The 15486-nt window shown below is 66.1% G+C and carries 20 protein-coding genes and 2 tRNA genes; 6 read left to right on the forward strand and 16 right to left on the reverse strand.

What is annotated here, in order from left to right; genetic code table 11:
* Positions 1 to 235: 235 nt before the first annotated feature.
* Positions 236 to 874 carry a hypothetical protein gene (locus tag WC971_08135; protein MFA5844782.1) on the reverse strand — a complete coding sequence of 213 codons (639 nt, stop codon included), beginning with the start codon at positions 872 to 874 and terminating at the stop codon, positions 236 to 238.
* A 180-nt stretch (positions 875 to 1054) separates the two neighbouring features.
* Here WC971_08135 and WC971_08140 point away from each other — a divergent pair, with 180 nt between their 5' ends.
* Positions 1055 to 2236: a hypothetical protein gene (locus tag WC971_08140; GenBank protein MFA5844783.1), complete on the forward strand. Its 1182-nt coding sequence runs from the start codon at positions 1055 to 1057 to the stop codon at positions 2234 to 2236.
* A 188-nt stretch (positions 2237 to 2424) separates the two neighbouring features.
* On the opposite strand, the gene WC971_08145 is transcribed toward WC971_08140, so the two are convergent.
* The 6 genes from WC971_08145 to WC971_08170 all read right to left on the reverse strand — a co-directional run bounded on the left by WC971_08145 (position 2425) and on the right by WC971_08170 (position 5515).
* Positions 2425 to 3060 carry a hypothetical protein gene (locus tag WC971_08145; protein MFA5844784.1) on the reverse strand — a complete coding sequence of 212 codons (636 nt, stop codon included), beginning with the start codon at positions 3058 to 3060 and terminating at the stop codon, positions 2425 to 2427.
* Between the two features lie 85 nt (positions 3061 to 3145).
* On the reverse strand, positions 3146 to 3751 hold the full coding sequence (locus WC971_08150; GenBank protein MFA5844785.1) for a hypothetical protein: 606 nt from the start codon (positions 3749 to 3751) through the stop codon (positions 3146 to 3148).
* Positions 3752 to 4026: 275 nt separating this feature from the next.
* Positions 4027 to 4413: a hypothetical protein gene (locus tag WC971_08155; GenBank protein MFA5844786.1), complete on the reverse strand. Its 387-nt coding sequence runs from the start codon at positions 4411 to 4413 to the stop codon at positions 4027 to 4029.
* A gap of 168 nt (positions 4414 to 4581) precedes the next feature.
* Positions 4582 to 5007 (reverse strand): HEPN domain-containing protein, encoded by a 426-nt coding sequence (locus WC971_08160; protein ID MFA5844787.1) that lies wholly within the window; start codon positions 5005 to 5007, stop codon positions 4582 to 4584.
* Positions 5000 to 5323 (reverse strand): nucleotidyltransferase domain-containing protein, encoded by a 324-nt coding sequence (locus WC971_08165; protein MFA5844788.1) that lies wholly within the window; start codon positions 5321 to 5323, stop codon positions 5000 to 5002. The genes WC971_08160 and WC971_08165 overlap by 8 nt, the downstream gene beginning before the upstream one ends.
* A gap of 116 nt (positions 5324 to 5439) precedes the next feature.
* A tRNA-Phe gene (locus WC971_08170) sits at positions 5440 to 5515 on the reverse strand.
* A 104-nt stretch (positions 5516 to 5619) separates the two neighbouring features.
* Here WC971_08170 and WC971_08175 point away from each other — a divergent pair.
* Together WC971_08175 and WC971_08180 are read left to right on the forward strand one after the other, a co-directional pair.
* On the forward strand, positions 5620 to 5883 hold the full coding sequence (locus WC971_08175; GenBank protein ID MFA5844789.1) for an AbrB/MazE/SpoVT family DNA-binding domain-containing protein: 264 nt from the start codon (positions 5620 to 5622) through the stop codon (positions 5881 to 5883).
* On the forward strand, positions 5880 to 6287 hold the full coding sequence (locus WC971_08180; GenBank protein MFA5844790.1) for a putative toxin-antitoxin system toxin component, PIN family: 408 nt from the start codon (positions 5880 to 5882) through the stop codon (positions 6285 to 6287). The genes WC971_08175 and WC971_08180 overlap by 4 nt, the downstream gene beginning before the upstream one ends.
* Before the next feature lie 2 nt (positions 6288 to 6289).
* Here the strand turns inward: WC971_08180 and WC971_08185 are convergent, their stop codons facing one another.
* Genes WC971_08185 through WC971_08195 form a run of 3 tightly spaced genes read right to left on the reverse strand, consistent with a single transcriptional unit; the run spans position 6290 to position 8124 of the window.
* Positions 6290 to 6676 carry a hypothetical protein gene (locus WC971_08185; GenBank protein ID MFA5844791.1) on the reverse strand — a complete coding sequence of 129 codons (387 nt, stop codon included), beginning with the start codon at positions 6674 to 6676 and terminating at the stop codon, positions 6290 to 6292.
* Between the two features lie 51 nt (positions 6677 to 6727).
* On the reverse strand, positions 6728 to 7096 hold the full coding sequence (locus WC971_08190) for a DsrE family protein (protein MFA5844792.1): 369 nt from the start codon (positions 7094 to 7096) through the stop codon (positions 6728 to 6730).
* Positions 7093 to 8124 carry a DUF4325 domain-containing protein gene (locus tag WC971_08195; GenBank protein ID MFA5844793.1) on the reverse strand — a complete coding sequence of 344 codons (1032 nt, stop codon included), beginning with the start codon at positions 8122 to 8124 and terminating at the stop codon, positions 7093 to 7095. Before WC971_08195 ends, WC971_08190 begins: the two co-directional genes overlap by 4 nt.
* 91 nt (positions 8125 to 8215) lie before the next feature.
* On the opposite strand from WC971_08195, the gene WC971_08200 reads away from it, so the two are divergent.
* Positions 8216 to 8800, forward strand: a complete 585-nt coding sequence (locus WC971_08200) for an L-2-amino-thiazoline-4-carboxylic acid hydrolase (GenBank protein MFA5844794.1) — start codon at positions 8216 to 8218, stop codon at positions 8798 to 8800.
* Positions 8801 to 8839: 39 nt separating this feature from the next.
* Entirely contained in the window at positions 8840 to 9505 is a 666-nt protein-coding gene (locus WC971_08205) for a hypothetical protein (GenBank protein ID MFA5844795.1), read from the forward strand.
* Positions 9506 to 9517: 12 nt separating this feature from the next.
* On the opposite strand, the gene WC971_08210 is transcribed toward WC971_08205, so the two are convergent.
* Together WC971_08210 and WC971_08215 are read right to left on the reverse strand one after the other, a co-directional pair.
* A complete protein-coding gene (locus WC971_08210; GenBank protein MFA5844796.1) occupies positions 9518 to 10525 on the reverse strand; it encodes a L,D-transpeptidase family protein in 1008 nt (335 codons plus the stop codon).
* A gap of 61 nt (positions 10526 to 10586) precedes the next feature.
* On the reverse strand, positions 10587 to 11072 hold the full coding sequence (locus WC971_08215) for a YaiI/YqxD family protein (protein ID MFA5844797.1): 486 nt from the start codon (positions 11070 to 11072) through the stop codon (positions 10587 to 10589).
* A gap of 131 nt (positions 11073 to 11203) precedes the next feature.
* Here WC971_08215 and WC971_08220 point away from each other — a divergent pair, with 131 nt between their 5' ends.
* A complete protein-coding gene (locus tag WC971_08220; protein ID MFA5844798.1) occupies positions 11204 to 12397 on the forward strand; it encodes an ATP-binding protein in 1194 nt (397 codons plus the stop codon).
* 47 nt (positions 12398 to 12444) lie between these two features.
* Here the strand turns inward: WC971_08220 and WC971_08225 are convergent.
* From WC971_08225 to WC971_08240, 4 genes are all read right to left on the reverse strand, one after another.
* A tRNA-Asp gene (locus tag WC971_08225) sits at positions 12445 to 12521 on the reverse strand.
* An 83-nt stretch (positions 12522 to 12604) separates the two neighbouring features.
* Positions 12605 to 13003, reverse strand: coding sequence for a hypothetical protein (locus tag WC971_08230; GenBank protein MFA5844799.1), 399 nt, complete (start codon positions 13001 to 13003; stop codon positions 12605 to 12607).
* 14 nt (positions 13004 to 13017) lie between these two features.
* The gene (locus WC971_08235; GenBank protein ID MFA5844800.1) at positions 13018 to 14274 is read right to left on the reverse strand and encodes a YCF48-related protein; all 1257 of its coding nucleotides are present in this window, start codon (positions 14272 to 14274) and stop codon (positions 13018 to 13020) included.
* Positions 14271 to 15434, reverse strand: coding sequence for an N-acetyltransferase (locus tag WC971_08240; protein ID MFA5844801.1), 1164 nt, complete (start codon positions 15432 to 15434; stop codon positions 14271 to 14273). The genes WC971_08235 and WC971_08240 overlap by 4 nt, the downstream gene beginning before the upstream one ends.
* Positions 15435 to 15486 lie beyond the last annotated feature (52 nt).

Here is a 15486-nt window from a genome sequence, read left to right on the forward strand (position 1 = left end):
ATGCAACCCGCAATTCACGAAACGTGTATCTATGACATTTCGCGATTTCCGACTGGTCGCAAACCCCTGACCTGCACTTTTATCCTCGGACGTGGCCCAGAAGGGCAATTAGCTGCGGAACGCAGGCTTATGCTCGGGAGCTTCTCCGTATCCAAATGACTTCTTTCCTTAGACACAGCGAGCTGTAGCGTCACCTGCGGAGGCAGCCGGACTTGGGACTTGGCTTTCGGTCCACCTACGCGGAGGGCATGGGCAGCATATCGTCCAGCGGTCCAGGACTGTTGTAGACGGTCAGGAGCCCTGCCGACCTGAAGCCAAGCTCCTCCAGTTCCTCAAGAGAGTAGTCCGCAGAGGGCCTGTCACTTTCCATGAAAGCGGCGACCTGCGCAAGAACATGAGCGGTTACATTGTTCTCGCTCGTGCGCGCGCGCACTAGGTCAGCGAACGCGGACAGCGATGGGGCCTCCATCGTATGCGATGAGAGATTCCTAAGCCGGACACGAAACAGGAGCTGTGTGGCATTGTTGCGGGCCACTGCGAACAGCGCTGCTTTCTGGACCGAGTCCGGATTCTGGAGAGCTGCCGGTTCCACCGTCGCAGAGCGAGCGAGCGCACCGTCGCCCAATTCGGGATTTTCGCTCGGCCTCAAGGTTTCTGACGGGCCGGACAAGAGGCCCCCCACCAAGTCCAGAGCTTTGCTCGTAAGGCCCACACCCTGGTCAGAAACCGCGACCACACGGTCCAAGACACGGTCAAGTACCGTATTGGACTTCGCATTCACGTTGCGGGACGAGAACGACAAGACCACGCCCAAGATGCCGAAGGCCAGACCAACCGCAGCCAGTGCGAGTGAAACAACATCCAAGAGTGTCACGAGTTCCCCTCTCTACTCAATCGAAAGCCCCGCTCAGACGATGCCAGAGGCGAGTACGCCCGTCCACATAGACGGCGCTAGTCCAACCGCGAATGGCCAGAGACGGACTTGAACCACCAACACGGGGATTTTCAGTGTTGACAAGGATACTGCCAAGAGATCGCGAGTAGACTCAGCAACATGACTCTTGTATTCGACGACAAGGAACGGACCTTCCTCGGCTGGGCGCGCAACAACGAGAGCACGTACTTATGGCTCAATCGTTCTGCTCAACCCGAGGCTGCCATGGCGCGCGCGAGGATAGAGCGCTTGTACGCGGACTTCCCGGACTCCTCGGGCCGGCTTCTGCGCAGTTTGCGCCATCCCGACGGTCGTCATGCTGGCGCCGCCTATCGAGGTGCGCTGGCATCGCTACTTATGCACCACAAACTCGTCGATCTCGGCTTCTCCGTCACAACTGACGAGGACACTCACGGGGATAACGCGCGGCCGGATCTGATTGCCGTACGTCAAGACGTCGGCCGGATCGTCGTCGAAGTGACCGTTCTCGGCAGCAAGCAGGCGTTCGACGATCATGATTGGCGCACAGGCAGACTTGTCGACGCGATCAACGACAAGCTGACTTCGCCCTGCTACACGCTCGCCGTGCACGTCCACGGCGAACTGCCTGACGAGTTCGACGCATCGCCTGTCGTCGAGGCCATCGGGGACGAGCTTGTGTCGCTTGGCGACCCTGGCCCTGATGCTTCGTCGGCCGGGCCATGGCCAAACCTCAATGTGCGTTTGCACAACGCAGAGGTCGACATCGACTTCATCGCGCTCTCTCCGGCGAGGCGTTCGGAGGTCGAGGAATCCGGGCATCGCATCATCGACATCTATCCCGGCGGCGGGGGCTGCCCGAACACTGAGGGCCGTCTGCGCCGGAAGCTGCATGAGAAACACCCAAGGCGATACCCCGCCCAAGTAGTCACCGGCGATACGCCGTATGTGGTCGCAATCGGACTGTGCGACGTTTTCGCGAGTTCACGAGCCTGCCGCGACTCGCTCTGGGGGGATGAGGCAATCGCACTGCACTTGGACCAGCCCGATAGGGCAACCCCGTTCCGCAAGAACAACGGCTTCTTCGGGGTCGGGCCGAACGGTCCCAAAAACGCAGACGTGAGCGGAGTCTTCTTCATGCACCGCTTCAGTGCAGAAATCTGGCATAAGGGCACTCTGTCGTTCGAGTACTTCGAGAACCCCTACGCCAGCTGTGCTCTTCGGCCTGAGGTCCTGGCGCCCGATCGGGTCTTTGGGGTTGTCGCAAGCAGCGATGACCGACTCGAACTCGGCTGGCTGGATGAAGCGAAGGGTGACTCCTAGATACCCAAGCGGTCTCCCGTTGGCTAGAGCACTCGTGCCTGCTGATCCAATGGTTGGAATGCCCGCCCAATGCCCCAGTTGGTTAGACCGCGGCCTTCACAAACGCCTCGAGTGGCGACAAGTCATGCTCCCAGAAGATTGCCACGCTGTGCTGGTCCTGCGCTTCGCGCAGATTCTTGAGCTTGAGTCTACGGCTTACCGTTCTCGATTCTCCCCCGGAGCGAATCGTGCTTCTCCTCTAGGTGGGCGTAGAACGCCTGCAGGTTCTCCTCAGAGTGCCCGAGGCGTTCAATCACCTCCCAAGGAATGGCGTCGGCGAGCCACCGCTCCCATAGCTCAACGAACTGCACGAGCTGTTGGTAGAAGCCGCGCGTGTCCAAGTCAGCAAGCCAGTAGTTGTCCCGGAAGAGACTCACCATCCGCCGATAGGCAGGAAGCAACTCCCGTTCAAGCTGCGTGTTGTCGTATTCAATCAGCTTCTTGAACTCGGGCTCCCGCTCTGCCGAAAACTGCTCAGGGGCGCGGACACCGTTCCTACGTGTCTCCTTCGCTAGCCCCCGCCACGCTGCGTCTGCCGCAGTTTGGATCTGGACTCGCAGTTCGCCGCGCATCTGAATTTCGTTGCGGAGACCCAGCATTGGCGAGTAGAAGTCTCTAAGCTGTCGTTCAAGGAACGCGAGGCATCGGTGAGAGCGTTCGCGACAACCCGTCAGCCAGGCGCCAATCAAGACGCCGACGAGTCCTGCAACAGCCGGCACGGCAATCGAAACTGCCCACTGAATGAGCGTGATCTGCTGCTGTACCTCTTGCGCCACAAGTGCCACGGCAGCCTCCCGGTACATCTAACTCTTGGCGGATGAGCAACGCGACAAAGCCGCGTCTGTTTCTATCCGTTCGTTTGACCTGCCGTTACTGGTGCGCACGCCCGAAACCACGCTGCTCCAGCCACGCCTCATCCTCAGCACGCTCGTCCTCGCGTCGCGCTACCTCCTCAGTCCATTCCGCGGGTATGTAGTCTGCGCGCCGGCGGGGTAGATCCTGCTTCAGTAGCCATTGGCTGTTGTCAGCCACCCGCTGCCGACGGACTGCGGCTTCGGGAACGTCCCTGGTGTGCGCCCTGGGTGCACGATGCGGCTTTCTCGACTCCAAGAGCAGCTTGGCGTCGTTGGAGACGGTCAGCAACGCTCGGGGATCCGGCGGATGAGCTAATCGTGGTTGGTTTATCAACCCCAGAGCCTGCAGCGACGTAACAGAGTGCAAGAGTTCGTCTCCCTCAAGTCGGCCGACAAGCGCCTCCTGCACATGTTGATAACTCACCTGGTAACCGATGATGCTGCGCACAATGAGCCTCTGGTCGTCGTCGACCCGGATTTCGAGTTGCTTGCGCCTCGCGAATCGCTTGAGGCTGTTGACCCAACGCGATCCGTCGTGCCCGATGCTGGTCAAGATTCGATCCAACAACGGGACCAGTAGCTTACCTGCGACCCAGACAATGAATGTATCGAAGACGCCCACGGCTGACCTCGTCGACGGAGCGGAAGACCACATCTCAGTCTGCCACGCATGGGGTCGGCCTGCTATGTCGAACAATGTTTCTGCAGCCTGCGTAGTCTGCCGACTCAGCTCTCCGCTTTCTGCGTAACACGATACGCCTCGGGCGTTCCCGCTTGTAGACCCCCAGAAACCCCGAAAGGGCATTTCGTCATCCATGGTGCCCGATACGGACCTGTACTGCCGACACGGGGTTTTCAGTCTGATCTCGTCTTCTCCCCGTCGCGGAGCTCCCCGCCCTAGATCCCCAGCGCCCAAGCCCAAGCTGGCACGACATGGATGACGCCGTCGGCCACGGTGAGGTCCTCGGCATCGTGCATCGTGACGATGGTCGATTCGCGAAGCCCGGTCTCGCCCATCGCCTCCTCCAGCGCGCGCACCTCGCGCTCCCGGGTATCGGCCCGCGAGAGATCCGCGCATACCTGCACGAGTCGCGTCGCCTGACCGGTTTCGGGATCGCCGACGATGAAGTCGACTTGGTGGCTCGCGGCGGTGGAGTAGTAGGAGATGGCCCCGTCGCGGGTCCCGTGCAGACGCCGGCGCAGTTCGAGATAGACGGCGTCTCGCCTCGCGAACCCGAAGCGACCGGTCGAAGACCGGGACGGTGGGCGTTCTATCGCGTCCATGGGTTTCCTCTCACCAAGGACACATGAACAACGATATGTCCTTCCCGCAAGGACACCATTGGTGAATGCGTCTCTCGGAGAGGGGAACTAGGGGCAGTGACCAGCAGCGTCAGGTCGAGCGATCGGGACATCCTGCCGTTGCCGTCGCGGAACGGGTGGACGCGCGGGCTACCTTCTGTCGATCTCCTTCATCCGCTCCATGACGAATCCGGCGATCTCCTCGGCGGCTTGCTTTGCCTCGTCGTACTCCTCACGGGAGATCTCACCCCAGTCGCCCGGATACCGGATCTCGACGGCGAACGGAGCGAGCGTCTCTGCAGCATCGGCGAGTGAGTCGAAGTCCACGTCGACGGTTGCCGCAAGGCTGAGGAGCTTGTCCAGCTGGTGGGTCTTCTTGAAGGCGGTCGACTTGTATGCCAAGTAGGCTTTCAGGGTCTTCTCTGCCGCCTGCTGATGATGGAACGCTGCTGCGTCCAAGTAGCTGGGGTCACAGCCTTCTTCATCGTCGCCCGGCTCGAGACGCTCCGCGGCCTTGCGGTCCATCGAAGCCTTGGCGAGCCAGCAATCGACGAGCTCACGCAGGGCCTCATCCATACAGCAACCGGCCCTCGGTCGCCACCTCGTGCTCGAGCGAGGTTTCGAGCCCTTTCATTCGCTCGAAGCGCTCCACGGTCGTGACGATGACGTCCTTCGAGATGCCCAGCCCGCGGAGCGCCCGATAGGCGCGCCGGATCCTCGGGAGCGGCCGCTCTTGGCGCGACGGCATGACCACGAAGAAGTCGTAGTCGCTGTCGGGCGAGGCGTCTCCACGAGCTCGTGAGCCGAAGAGATAGACGCTGGTAGGACTCAGCTCGACAACGAGGCGGTGTGTCGCCTCTTCGAGGACTGCGTCGTCATGACTCGTGTCCAATTCGACCCCTTGGCTTGCCTGCCTCCTACAGTATATCCGCAATCATCGCTACGAGCGGAGCGGCACGGACGCGCAAGAAGGGCCGGACCTCTCGGCCCGACCCTTCGTCATCGCTATGGTGGCCAGAGACGGACTTGAACCGCCGACACGGGGATTTTCAGTCCCCTGCTCTACCAACTGAGCTACCTGGCCGTGGTGATGGGTAATGGTACCCGCGGCCGCTCGCGAGGGTCAAGCCGTTGTCTCTCTGCGTGACGTGGTATACACTCGGTATACACGATATCGGGGAGCCATCCATGAAGGTCAAGGCGCGCAAGGTAGGCAACAGCCTCACGATCACGATCCCGCGGGATGTCGTCATGGAGATGGACATCTCCGAGGACACGGACATGAACGTCTTCGTCCGTGAAGGCGCGGTCGTGATGGAGCCGGTGACGTCCCGGTGGGACCGCCTCATCACCCGCGTCCGCGCACAGGCCGCTGAGCGTGGGCTCACGGAAGCCGACGTCACCGAAGCCGTGGCCGACCTGCGCGGGCGGGACGACGACACGTCGCGATGACGCGGCTCAGGGTCCTCTTCGACACCAACGTGCTGATCTCCGCCGTCCTGTTCGGCGGAGTGCCCGGGGAGATCGTCGACGCCGCGCGTGACGGCGCGATCGATGGCGTAGTGTCGCTCCACATCCTCGGCGAGCTGCGTGAGGTCCTGACGCGCGAGCGGTTCGGCGTCGACGAAGTCATCGCCGACGCCCTCGTCGAGGAGATCGCCGAGTCCTTCGAGGTCACTATGGTGGAACGAGCCTCAGCCGGCTGGAGCGCGGACCCGGACGACGACCCCGTGGTGGAGGCGGCCCTACTCTCGGGCGTCTCGCACGTCGTCACCGGAGACCGGCACCTGCTGGCCCTCGTCGTCCGCGATGTGCTCTTCGTGACGCCCGGTGAGATGCTCGCACTTCTGCGCTAGGGCTACCCGCCCACGCGCTGCGAACCGCGCGCGGCCATCCCCCACACGAAGACGAACGCCCACAGCGCCCACGGCGCGAGCACCCACCGCGCGACGGTCGCGCTCAGGGCCGCGTCGGCCTTCTTGAGCGCCCAGGTACCGAACACGGCGGCGGCGAGCATCCCGGCCATCGCGAGCAGCGCGATCACCGTGTGCAGGCTCTTCTCGAACCCGCCGATCTGAAGCGCCATCATCGTCGTGGCCAGCACGTCGAAGAAGAAGCCGACCCACAGCAGGATCGCGTGCTTGCGCGCGACCCCCTTCGCGCGGAAGGCCCCCCACGCGCCCATCGAGTAGAGCACGAGCGCCACGACCACGGACAAGACGCCTACCAGGATGTTGACGGGCATTCGATCCCCCTTCGTCGACCTGACTCACCGGACCGTCGATGACACTGTACGTCAGTAAGACGCCATGTTCACGCACTCGAGCATCGCCTCGACCACCTTCGCCGCTCCGCCGACGAAGACACCCTCGCGCAGGTCCTCCTCCGCGATGCCGCGCTCGAGCATGCACGGCGAGCACACCATCACCGAGCAGCCGGCCTCGATGATCCCGGCGAGCATCGGCTCGAGCGGCTGAAGGCCCTTTGCCGCGATACGCTCGGCGAAGCCCTTCACGCCGAGCCGCACTCCCTCGCCCTGCAGGATGACGAGCGGCTCGACGTCCATCGCGAGCGCCATCGTCGCGATCATGAACGGCAGCGTCGCTTTCTCCGGATCGTCCTCCGCCTTCGTCACGATGAAACCGATCCTGCGCTTCTCCGTCATAGTCCCTCCTTCTCGCCACCGAGTCCCCTTCGGACCATGAACTCCACCAGGGGCGCCATGTTCGTCGGCACGAACCGCGTGCCGGGATGCATCGACGGCCAGACGCGGAAGACCTCGTCGACGAACCCCTGACCCACCTCATCCACACCCGAGAAATCGACCTCGACCTCGGTGAAGCGCTCGAGCCCTTCGAGCAGGCGCCGCGCCTCGCTGCGGGAGACGAACCCCGGCCCGGTCGCGAACAGCTTCACGACGGGGCGGGTCTTGTTGAAGACGAAGCCCTCCGAGAACCGCGCGAACACGTCGGAGAGGGCGCGGATCGTCTCGGGATCCACGACGCACACGACACGCGTCCCGCGCGAGCGAGGCACGCCGCCCACCGACTGGTCGCCGATGCGATTATCCACCGTCCAGCGAATCCCGTCCGATGAGAGCTGGAAGACGTCGACCGCCTTCGATGTGAAGAAGATGCCTTCGCCGGTGTGGTTGACGGGATCGGTGGTGCGCTTGCCCTTCGTCAGCTCCTGGATCGCCGCAAGGTCGTCGGGCAGGCCAAGGCCTTCGCGCAAGCGGGCGAAGACACCGATCCCGTCGTCGGCGACCTCGAAAGCGAACGCGTCCGGCGTCTTCCACCACCGGACGGTCGCGGTGGCCGCCCCGGAGTGGTCGATGGCGTTGTTGAGCATCTCGTCGAAGGCGTACTGGAGGACTCGTCCCGCCGACGTCGTCGTGTCGAGACCGAGATCGCGCGCTACGTCCTGCCACACCAGGTGTTCCTCGAGTCCCGCCAGCGCGACGGTCCGCTCCCAGAGCGGCGCACCGAACCTCGCCACAGCGTCCGCCGCCTGACGGGAGGCGCGACCCGCTAGCGCCCGTTCGGCCTCGGCGAGGTCGAAGACCCGATGGCCGCCCGGGGTGCGTTCGAGGGGAATGACCCCGGCATCGGCGAGTTGGCGCACGCGGCTGACCGAAAGGCCGAGCCGCCGAGCCACGACACCGATGCGAACGGTATTTTCGGAGCGTGACACGTCGCGCACCTCCCCGGAGAGTAATCTACAATGCGCTATAGATTATGGCACCTGGATTCTCCGAAATCTACACCGTGTGTATCCCGTGTGTATGTTCGTCCACTCCCGCGTGGCCACGCACTGCTCTACAATCGTGGAGGAGCCGACGACGGAGGGTGGCGACATGGAGGAACCGAGCGGCGCTGAAGAGGCGCTCGAGCGGTCGCGGCGAGAGACGCGCGCCGCGTTCGAGAACCGCGCGCTCATGTACTTCTACCTCTACGACGAGCTCACCGGGACGCTCGGGGCGCAGCGCGCCGCCGAGGTGATGAAGAAAGCGATACACCGGCGGGGCCTCCAGGTGGGCGCCAAATACCGGCCGGCGGCCGAGGCGGGCGACCTCGACGAGGTCGGGCGCATCTTCTGCGAGGACTCGGCGTGCGCCGGCGAGCTCTTCCGCCCGGGCGTCGAAGTCCGCGACGAGGAGAGCGTCGTGCTCAGCATGCGCGCGTGCCCTCTCGTCGACGCATGGCGGCGGCTGAGGCTCTCCCCCGACGAGATCGACACGCTGTGCTCCATCGCGGCCGCCGTCGACGAGGGCACGTTCGAGGGAGCGGGACTGCGCCTGGAGTTCCTCGACAGGATCGGGAAGCCCGGCTCGGAGCGCTGCCTGCTCGAGCTCCGGCTCCCGGGGTAGGATAGGGATACCGGCACTTAGAAGCGGAAGGGGTCCGCCATGGCACAGGAACGGCAGCGCTACGCGCTCCAGACCATCTTCTCCTTCTTCCTGGGGATAATGGTCACCGCGTTCATCGGGGTCGGGGTCAACACGTTCTATCCGGCCCCCGATCAGACGTACCAGGAGGAACTTCAGAACCTGAACCGCAAGCAGGAAGACATCGACGCGCTTCGCTCCGGCAAGGAGGGCACTCTCACGCCCGCGGAGCAGAAGCAGTTACAGCAGATCCGCGACGACATCCGCAAGGTCGAGGACAAGCGCAACGCGCAGCAGAAGGTGTGGGCGCGCAACACGAGCATCATCGTCATCCTCTTCGCGACGATCGTGATGGCGCTGTCGCTGATACGCAGCGAGCAACTCAAGGTGATATCGAACGGGTTGCTGCTCGGAGGCGTCTTCACGATGGTCTACGGCACCGGATGGGTCATCTTCAGCGGCGAGTCGACGAGCCGCTTCTTCGTGATGGTCTTCGCTCTCGCCGTGACCGTCGGACTCGGCTACGTGAAGTTCGTGCGCGGCCGGCAGCCGCAAGTGGTGCCGGCGGGCGCGGCGTTCGCGCTCGACGACGCGGCGATGGCTGGGCTGGCGGCGCGACTCGATTCGCTCGAGGCTCGCGCGGCCGCGGCGGCCGCGGCGCTAGGCGCGGGACCGGACACCGAGTAGCCGATCGCGCCGCTAGTGCACGATGACGACGGGCGTCCCGATGGAGACCAGCGGGAAGAGTTCCTCGACGTCGTGGCGGAGCATCCGCATGCAGCCGTGACTCGCCGCGTGGCCGATGGAGCTCACCTTCGACGTGCCGTGGATGCGGATCCCCGAGATGCTCAGGTAGATCGCGCGCGTACCGAGCGGGTTGCGCGGACCCGGCGCGATGTAGCGCGGCATGTTCGACGCCCATCCGCTTCCAGGGTTCCCCCACGACGGGTTGGCGCGCTTCGCGACGACGCGGAACGAGCCCGTCGGCGTCGGGTACCGCGGCATGCCGATCGCGCACCGGTAGGTGCGCTCGACGGCCGTGCCGCGATAGAGGCGGATGCGCCGCTCGGAGAGATCGACGAGGATCGCACGCCCGAGACCCGCCTCGGTCACGCGAGGGCGGACACGAGCGACGGGGACGACGACCGTCGGCTGGACGCCGCCGGTCGCGGTCGAAGCGCGCAGCGCGCGGGTGATGGAGGCGGCGCCGGTGCGGCGATCGGTGCGCCGTCCCTCGGCCGAGCGCGTGAAGAGGAAGCGGGATCCGCGCAACACGCGAGCGGCGTTGCGCGCGGTGCGGTCGACGCGGGCGGCGACGGTGGCGAGCCACGCGTTGACGCGCGTCGCGCTCACCGTGTAGCGCGGCGAGAGATCGAAGGCTTCGCTCGTCTCTCTCGAAGCGTACGCGTCCGCGAGCATCGCCTCGACGTCCACGCTGACCGCGGTCGCCGCGTCGAAGGTGAAGGCGACGCCGTTCGCGCGCACCGACAGCGGCGGCAGGACAGGCATCACCACAGCGGAGGCGATCGCCGAGCGAGCATCCGCCTCGGTCATCCCGAGGAGGTGGACGCCGCCCACGATCGCGTCGTTGGGGACCGGCCCGCGGTCCGTCGCGGAGGTGGTCGCGAGCGCGGGCACGGCGCCGAAGGCGAGCGCCACGACCGTGGCGAGCGCGACGAACGCGTGGGAGATGTGGCGTGCCTTCACTTGCGGCCTCCGGTGACGCGAGGGAGAACGGGCTTCACCGGAGCAGTATACGGACGTAGGGCTATCGCGGAAAGGACTGCTGGTCGCGGCGCTCTCGGAGCATGCGTTCGAGAGCCGTGACGAAGCGCTCGCGGTCCTCGTCGTCGAAGGGGGACGGCCCGCCGGTGCGCCCTCCCGCGCGCCGGTGGCGCTGCTCCGCGTGACGGACGGCGAGCTCGGCGTCGATGGTCGCGACGTGGAAGACGCGGCCGCGCACGCTCAGCGCGCCCGCCCCGCGCCCGAGCGCCATCGCGGCGAGGCCGATGTCCTGCGTCACGACGACGTCGTCGGGGGCCAGGCGCTCGACCACGGCGAAGTCGGCCGCATCACGGCCCCCCGACACCTGGACCGCCTCGACGCCCGGCCGACTCGCATAGCGTGAGAGGTTCTGCGTCGCGTTCGCCACGAGGACGACATCGACCCCGAGCGGCCGCGCGACCGAGATCGCCTCGCGGGTGACGGGGCACGCGTCGGCGTCGATGAAGAGGCGGGTCGTACTGGTGGACATTCGGCCCTCCTTAGACGGCACGAGCATAGTCGCCTGCGAGCAGGGGGACAACGTGCGACTCTTGACAACGACTCAGACCATTGAGATAAATAACTCACTCGTCTGAGTTATTATTGCTGAGGAGAGTGTCCATGTACGAGCGGAAGACCAACGCCGTGCTTCTGGCCCGCCTAGGTGAACCGAGGCGATTCATCCAGGTAGTGCTCGGCCCGCGCCAAGTGGGCAAGACGACTTCCGTTAGGCAGGTCCTCGAGAAGCTGGAGATGCCATTCCACTACGCCACGGCCGACACGGCCACACTCCAATCGGGAGCATGGCTGGAGGAGCAGTGGGCAACGGCGCGGCGACTGCACGCGGACAGCGGTGGACCGGTCGTGCTCGCGATCGACGAGATCCAGAAGGTCGGCGATTGGTCGGCATGGGTCAAACGGTCATGGGACGAGGACTCTTTCGAGGGCCGGGACGTGCGCGTGGTGCTAACGGGCTCCTCGCCACTGCTCATGCAGCAGGGCTTGAGCGAGAGCCTTGCCGGGCGGTTCGAGACCATCCCTGTCTGGCACTGGACGTGGTCCGAGTGCCGTGACGCCTTCGGCTGGGACCTCGACACGTTCGTCTTCTTCGGCGGTTATCCAGGCGCGGCGACGCTGAAGGACGACATCGAGCGCTGGCGAGCGTACGTGCTCGACTCGATCGTCGAGACGACGGTCTCGCGCGACATCCTGCTCATGACCCGCATCGAGAAGCCGGCACTGCTCCGTCGCGTCTTCCATCTGGCGTGCGAGTACGCGGGGCGCGAGCTGACCTACGAGAAGATGGTCGGACAGCTCCAAGACGCGGGGAACACGACGACTGTCGCGCACTACCTCGACCTGCTCGACGCGGCCGGACTCGTGGTCGGCTTGCAGAAGTACTCCGGTGAGGCTGTCCGCCGCCGGCGTTCCACCCCCAAGCTCGTCGCGCACGATACCGCACTCGTCAGTGCCGTGTCCGGTCTGACGCCCGGCGAGGCACGTGCTGACGGCGTCGTTTGGGGACGGCTCGTCGAGGCTGCCGTGGGCGCACATCTGTTGGCTCGAGCGCGCACAAAGCGCAGCAGACTCTATTACTGGCGAGAGAAGCGGGACGGCATCGACGTCGAGGTCGACTTCGTCACGGTGCACGACGGTCACGTGACCGGCATCGAGGTGAAGAGCGGCGAGACGATCGGATCGCTCGCCGGCCTGCACGCCTTCCGGGAGACGTTCGGCGACGCGGTGGATACGGTCGTGGCGGGCACGGGCGGCGTACCGCTGGAGGAATTCCTCGCCGGGGAGTTAGGAACGTAGCATGCAATGCAGCAAGGCCGCCTCTCGGCGGCCTTGTCGATATCCTGTGGCGGGATGCACGGGACTCGAACCCGCGACCTCTGGCTTGACAGGCCAGCGCTCTAACCAACTGAGCTAGCACCCCGTTCGCGCCGGTCACCTCGGCGACACAGCGAAGCGATTCTAACGAGCGGCGGGCCGCATGTCCACTTATTACCCTCCCGCAGCCTAGCGGCGCCGGAAGAACATCGCCGCGAGCACCGCGGCGAATGCGGCTCCGAACGCCGCCGCGACGCCGACGCTCGCGCGCGGGTCGAGCAGCACCGTCGAGCCCTCGCCGAGTTCGACCTCGCTCGAGACGACCATGCCGACCCAGCCCGAGCGGACCTCCGCGCGGCGTGCGACGAGGGTGCACGCGCAACTCTGCGTCAGCGCCATGTCGCCGCCGGCGATTATGGCGCACGCCCCGCTGCGCTCGGCCTCCACGTCGTGACGGGCGACCAAGGCGAGAGCGCCGCTCCCCGACATGCGCACGTCGTCGGCGTTCGCCATGACGACGAAACTCTCGCAGAGGTCCAGCTTCTCGGCCTCGACGGACCGAAAAGTCGTGCTCGCTTCTTCCTCCATGCCATCCTCCTCGATCAGTCCACGAGCAGTTCGCGCGTGGGCGAGAGCGCCCGCACGTGCGCGACGTCGTCCGGATGCAGCGCCCGCAGCCTCCACAGTCCTCTCGACGGGAGCGCGAAGGTGACGACCCATCGCGTCGAGCCCGCCCCGAGGGTGAGCGTCCGGGCGGGCAGCGACCGATCGAAGCGCCAAGCGCCGCTCACGCGACGGTAGCACAGCAGTCGCACCGCGACGATGCCGTCCGCGTGGCGCGGCGAGATCGTCCCGTACGCGGTGAAGAGGCGCCCGCGCACCACGCGACCGGGCGCGGTGGGATACCCGAGCGTCACCGGCCCCGCGCCGCCGTCCGCCGTACGCAGCACCACACCCGCGGAGCCGACCGCCCACGCGCGCGAAGAGCCGGCGACGGCAAGCCCGGCGAGCGCCGCGGTCGAAGGCACGGGCTGCGCGATCCATCGCGAGCCGCCCGTGACGGTCTTGAGCACGACGCCCGCGGCGCCGACCGCCCACGCCACGGTCGCGTCGACCGCGCGCACGGCGCACAGGTCTCGCGCCACGCCGCTCGTCTGGCGCGTCCAGGTGGAGCCGCCGTCGAGCGTGCGCAGGAGCGTCCCGCGGTCGCCGACCGCCCAACCGCGGCCGTCCGCGGCGAGAGAGACAGCCGCGAGGTCCACGGTCGTCGGTGCCGAAGCCGTCGCCCACGTGCTCCCGAGGTCATCGCTGACGCAGGCGCACCCGCCGTCCCCGACCGCGACCAGCCTTCCGCCCGCGCGAGCGACTCCCCGCATCGCGCGCCCCTGCCCGTCCACGCGACTCACGGTCCATGTGAGGCCAGCATCGGTCGTCGCGATGCACAGCCCGTTCGAGGTCAGCGCGCAGCACGCCGACGGCGCCAGCGATCGCACCGCGGTCAGCGTCGCGGAAGCCGGCACTGCGACCGCCGTCCACGTCACGCCGCCGCTTGTCGTGCGCAACAGCGTCGAGTCCGCGCCTGTCGCCCAGCCCTCGAGCGTGCCGGCGAGCATGTCGACCGCGGCGAGGTCATGGGTCGTGCCGGACGGACGCGCTCGCCACGTCACGCCGCCGTCGGTCGTGCGCAGCACGACGCCGCGCGCTCCGACCGCGACGCCGAGCCGACCGGAAGGGAACGACACCGCCGCGAGCCCGGCGCTCGTCGGCGCCGCGACGCGCGACCATCCGACGGCGGCCGAGGCGCTGGCGGGAGTCGCGAGCACGAGCACGACAGCCAGCCCGAGAGCGACTCGTCTCACATGAGCGGGAGATCGTAGATGCGCCATGTCTTGTACCGGTTCGCTCCCATGAACTTCGAAGCGCGGAGGATCAGGTCGTTGTCCTCGAGCAGCATCGAGATGTCGCACTCACGGTAGTGCTTCGTCCGACCGTACGCGAGCATCTCGTCGAAGAGCAGCGCGTCTATGCCCATCCGCCGGAAACCGGGCCGGATGCCGAAGAACATCAAGCGCACGCGCGGGATGCGCCTCCGGAGAGCGAACAGCCTCGCGAGACGGACCGCGTCCGAGTCGCCGTACCAGCGCCAGCGGGGACGCAGCGCCCAGTTCGGATCGGGAAGCGTGCCGATCATCGCCGCCGGCTCGCCGTGAACGTACGCGAATCGCACGAGCCCGGGATCGAGGATCGGCTTGAGGGAGTCGGCGAGCAGATCGGCCTCTTCATCGGTGATCGGGAGGAAGCCCCAGTTCGCGGCCCACGCGTCGTTGTAGATGCTCACGATGAGGCGCACCTCCTCGCGAAGCCGCGAGAGGTCGGCGCACCGGATCGTGATGCCGCCGCGCTCGCGCACCGCCGCCGCGACGCGCGTCAGCCGCTCGGAGCCCGTCTCGGCGACGGCGACGCGATACGCGTGGTAGTCCTTCGCCTTCACGAAACCGTACGCCTCGATGAGGTGCCGGTAGTACGGCGGGTTGTGCGTCAGCTCGACGGTCGGCGGCGTGTCGAACCCGTCGATCAACACGCCCTGGCGCTCGTGCGTCGCGTTCGAGTACTCGCCCGGCCCGCGCAGGACCTCCATCCCGCGAGCGGCCGTCCAGTCCCGCGCCGCGTCGAGCAGCGCATTCGCGACCTCCTGATCGTCCACGCACTCGAAGAAGCCGAAGAAACCGTACCTCCCCCGGTAGTGCTCGTTGAAGCGGTGGTTGATCGCAGCCGAGACGCGGCCGAGCGCCTTGCCGTCGCGTCGGGCGATGAAGTGGGTCACGTCCGCGGAACGATGGTATGGGTGCGCGGGAGTGAGCAGACCGGGTACGCCGAGGAGCCGGCTGCCGAGAAGATCGGCATTCAGCGGAGGCGTCCAGCACGGGTCGCCGCGGTTCAACCTCCACGGCAGCCGCGCGAACTCGCGCAACTTCCGGTCGCCGAGCGGGACCTCCTCCACGCGCACGGGACCGGGCATGCCGGGACCCCTTCCGGTTCGCGCCTCCTCTTGCGCCGATCATCCCACAAGC

The sequence above is a fragment of the Coriobacteriia bacterium genome (assembly GCA_041658765.1).
In the GTDB taxonomy this organism is placed as follows: domain Bacteria; phylum Actinomycetota; class Coriobacteriia; order Anaerosomatales; family JBAZZO01; genus JBAZZO01.

Excerpts from the sequence above, each read along its gene's own strand:
- WC971_08140 (MFA5844783.1), top strand. The coding sequence starts at position 1,055 with ATGACTCTTGTATTCGACGACAAGGAACGGACCTTCCTCGGCTGGGCG.
- WC971_08155 (MFA5844786.1), bottom strand. The coding sequence starts at position 4,413 with ATGGACGCGATAGAACGCCCACCGTCCCGGTCTTCGACCGGTCGCTTC.
- WC971_08160 (MFA5844787.1), bottom strand. The coding sequence starts at position 5,007 with ATGGATGAGGCCCTGCGTGAGCTCGTCGATTGCTGGCTCGCCAAGGCT.
- WC971_08175 (MFA5844789.1), top strand. The coding sequence starts at position 5,620 with ATGAAGGTCAAGGCGCGCAAGGTAGGCAACAGCCTCACGATCACGATC.
- WC971_08180 (MFA5844790.1), top strand. The coding sequence starts at position 5,880 with ATGACGCGGCTCAGGGTCCTCTTCGACACCAACGTGCTGATCTCCGCC.
- WC971_08185 (MFA5844791.1), bottom strand. The coding sequence starts at position 6,676 with ATGCCCGTCAACATCCTGGTAGGCGTCTTGTCCGTGGTCGTGGCGCTC.
- WC971_08190 (MFA5844792.1), bottom strand. The coding sequence starts at position 7,096 with ATGACGGAGAAGCGCAGGATCGGTTTCATCGTGACGAAGGCGGAGGAC.
- WC971_08200 (MFA5844794.1), top strand. The coding sequence starts at position 8,216 with ATGTTCGTCCACTCCCGCGTGGCCACGCACTGCTCTACAATCGTGGAG.
- WC971_08205 (MFA5844795.1), top strand. The coding sequence starts at position 8,840 with ATGGCACAGGAACGGCAGCGCTACGCGCTCCAGACCATCTTCTCCTTC.
- WC971_08215 (MFA5844797.1), bottom strand. The coding sequence starts at position 11,072 with ATGTCCACCAGTACGACCCGCCTCTTCATCGACGCCGACGCGTGCCCC.
- WC971_08220 (MFA5844798.1), top strand. The coding sequence starts at position 11,204 with ATGTACGAGCGGAAGACCAACGCCGTGCTTCTGGCCCGCCTAGGTGAA.
- WC971_08230 (MFA5844799.1), bottom strand. The coding sequence starts at position 13,003 with ATGGAGGAAGAAGCGAGCACGACTTTTCGGTCCGTCGAGGCCGAGAAG.
- WC971_08240 (MFA5844801.1), bottom strand. The coding sequence starts at position 15,434 with ATGCCCGGTCCCGTGCGCGTGGAGGAGGTCCCGCTCGGCGACCGGAAG.